This window comes from Mesorhizobium sp. M7A.F.Ca.CA.004.04.2.1, from assembly GCF_004022825.1.
Classification (GTDB): Bacteria; Pseudomonadota; Alphaproteobacteria; order Rhizobiales; family Rhizobiaceae; genus Mesorhizobium.
Map to the genome: position 1 here is coordinate 1 of NZ_RZPH01000756.1, position 3,028 is coordinate 3,028.

2 protein-coding genes and 1 pseudogene are annotated in these 3,028 nt (G+C 63.4%); all 3 read right to left on the reverse strand.

Translation table 11 applies throughout. The features are described 5' to 3' along the window. A partial coding sequence (locus tag EN893_RS26430; RefSeq protein ID WP_128361894.1) for a TIGR02453 family protein occupies positions 1 to 316 on the reverse strand: 316 nt, incomplete at its 3' end. Beyond that, on the reverse strand, positions 316 to 2,520 hold the full coding sequence (ligA, locus tag EN893_RS26435) for an NAD-dependent DNA ligase LigA (protein WP_127270946.1): 2,205 nt from the start codon (positions 2,518 to 2,520) through the stop codon (positions 316 to 318). The genes ligA and EN893_RS26430, both read right to left, overlap by 1 nt. 111 nt (positions 2,521 to 2,631) lie before the next feature. Next, positions 2,632 to 3,028: pseudogene (locus tag EN893_RS26440) on the reverse strand (DNA repair protein RecN); the annotation flags it as partial.

Genomic DNA, 3,028 nt, shown 5'->3' on the forward strand with positions numbered 1-3,028 from the left:
AGAACACACCCTGCTCCATCTTGGTGCCGTCGGGCGACAGGATGGCCGACAAATGCCTGTTGTAGGGCCGCTTGTCTTTGGCGAAGCGCACGTCGCGATTGATGCGGAACAGCGACTTCTTGCGATCACCGCGCAGGCCGAGCCCGGCCTCTTGGAAGCGTTCGGTCAGCGTGTCCACGAGATCACTGAGCGGATCGCGCAATTCCTGTTCGAACAGGTCACGGTTCTCCAAAAACCACTCTCGGCTCTGGTGGAAATCCAGCGCCTTCAGGAACGGAATGGCTTTCGGGCCGAAACCCTTGAATGCGCCTTCCATCACGCCTTGCCGATCCGTACCAGCCAGCCATCCTCGTCGATCACCTCGATGCCGAGTTCGCTGGCGAGCTTGAGCTTGGAGCCGGCACCCGGCCCGGCGACCACCAGATCCGTCTTTGCCGAAACCGAGCCCGCGACCTTGGCGCCCAGGCGCTCCGCCATCGCCTTGGCTTCGGAGCGTGTCATCTTCTCCAGCGAGCCCGTGAACACGACCGTCTTGCCGGCGACCTCGCTGTCGGCCGAGACGTTGACGATATACGGCTTCGGCTTGACTTGGCGGAGCAACGCGTCAAGCACGTCGTCATTGCGCTCATTGCCGAAGAAGTCGCGCAACGCATCGATCACGGTATCGCCGATGCCGTTGACCGAGGGGAAAACCGTGTGTGGATCCTCCGCTGCCGCTGTCTCCTTGCCGACCCGGATCATCTCCTCGATGGTCGAGAAGGTGCGGGCAAGCACGGCGGCCGTCGTTTCGCCGATATGGCGGATGCCGAGCGCGAATATGAAACGGTCGAGCTCCGGCTCGCGGCGCGAGTCGATGGCGGCGAACAGCTTGTCGAGGCCCTCATAGTTGCGATCCTCGACGCTGCGCACATTCTTGCGCGTCTTGCCCGATGCGGCCTCGCGCTGCCTTGCCTGCTCCTCGCGGCGTTCGGCCAGCGCCCTGGTGACGGCCGGACGGCGATCCCTGAGCGTGAAGATATCGGCGGCGGTCTTGATCAATCCCGCATTGAAGAACGTGTCTATGTTCTCCGCGCCGAGGCCTTCGATGTCCAGGGCGCCGCGTGACACGAAGTGGCGCAATCCTTCCACCGCCTGCGCCGGGCAGATCAGTTCGCCGGTGCAGCGCCGGCGGGAATCTTCCTTGCCGGTCTTTTCGTTGATCTCGCGCGTCGCCGGCGAGCCGCAGATCGGGCAAGTGTGAGGGAACTCGTAAGGCACCGCATCAGCAGGCCGCTTGTCGATGACGACGCTGACGATCTGCGGAATGACATCGCCTGCCCGCTGGATCACGACCGTATCGCCGATGCGCACATCGATGCCGTCGCGGATCGGCTCGCCGGTCGAGTCCAGGCCCTTGATGTAGTCCTCATTGTGCAGCGTGACGTTCTCGACCACGACGCCGCCGACAGTGACCGGCGCCAGCCGCGCAACCGGCGCCAGCGTACCGGTACGGCCGACCTGGATGTCGATCTTCTGCACGGTCGTCATCGCCTGTTCGGCCGGAAATTTATGCGCGACCGCCCAGCGCGGTTCGCCGGTGACGAAACCCCAGCGGCGCTGCAACTCCAGCTGGTCGACCTTGTAGACGACGCCGTCGATATCGTAGCCGAGCGCCGAGCGCTGCTCCTCGATCCGATGATAATGCGCGATCAGCTCCTCGGCCGATTTCGCCCGCACCATCAGCGGACTGATCTTGAACCCCCACTCGGCGAATTTCTGCACCGAATCATATTGGGTCGGAGCGGGATCAGCCGTCGTGTAACCCCAGGCATAGGCGAAGAATTTGAGGTTGCGGCTGGCGGTGACGGATGGATCCTTCTGGCGCAGCGATCCGGCCGCCGTATTGCGCGGATTGACGTAGTCCTGGCCGCCGGCCGCAGCCGATCGCTGCTTCAGCGCCTCGAATTCCGCATAGGTCATGTAGACCTCACCGCGGATCTCGATGATTTCGGGCCAGCCCGAGCCTTTCAGCTTCGCTGGAATATCGGCGATCGTCTTCAAATTGGCGGTGATGTCTTCGCCAACGGCGCCGTTGCCACGCGTCGCGCCCTGCACGAACACACCGTTTTCGTAACGCAGCGAAGCCGACAGCCCGTCGATCTTCGGTTCGGCTGTGAAGGCGATGTCGAGCTCCTTGTCGCGATCGAAGAACCGCCGCCCGCGTTCGATGAAATCCGTGACGTCATCGTCGGTATAGGCCTTGGCAAGGCTGAGCATCGGCACGGCATGGCGCACCTTGGTAAAGCCTTCCGCCGGAGCGGCTCCGACCCTGAGCGATGGCGAATCCTCGCGCACCAGCGCCGGAAAGCGCTCCTCGATGGCAAGGTTGCGCCGTGCGAGCGCATCATACTCCGCATCGGTGATAACAGGCGCATCTTCGGTATGGTAGCGCCGGTCGTGCTCGGCGATCTCTTCCGCCAGCCGCTTCAGCTCGGCTTCGGCCTCGCTTTCGGTCAGGGCATCAACTGGTTTTTCGGACATGCTTTCTTCCCCGAACGGTGGCGCTACACAATAGATCAGCATTTCAAGAAAATCATTCCTGAACAGCAGGATGGAGCCATATCCTGACTCGATCCCTGACATCAGCCGTTCTTATGCAGCTGTGGTGTTCTCGCGCAGCAACCGTTCGGCGGCCGCGCGCGCTTCATCGGTGATGGTGGCGCCGGCCAGCATGCGCGCGATCTCTTCCTGCCGCGCCGGCCGGTCCATCTCGGCGATGCCTGTGGCGACACGGTCGGTGGTGCCTGATTTGGAGATCAGGAAATGCGTCGCCGCGCGTGCCGCCACCTGCGGTGCGTGCGTCACCGACAGCACCTGGACGCGTTTCGACAGTCGCGCCAGCCGCTGGCCGATGGCGTCGGCGACAGCACCGCCCACGCCGGTGTCGATTTCATCGAACACCAGCGTCGGCGCCGAACCGCGGTCGGCCAGCGCCACCTTCAGCGCCAGAAGGAAGCGCGAAAGCTCGCCGCCGGAGGCCACCTTCATC

What these genes read in the sequence shown, in the direction of transcription:
- ligA (WP_127270946.1), bottom strand. Translation starts at nt 2,520, where the DNA reads ATGTCCGAAAAACCAGTTGATGCCCTGACCGAAAGCGAGGCCGAAGCC.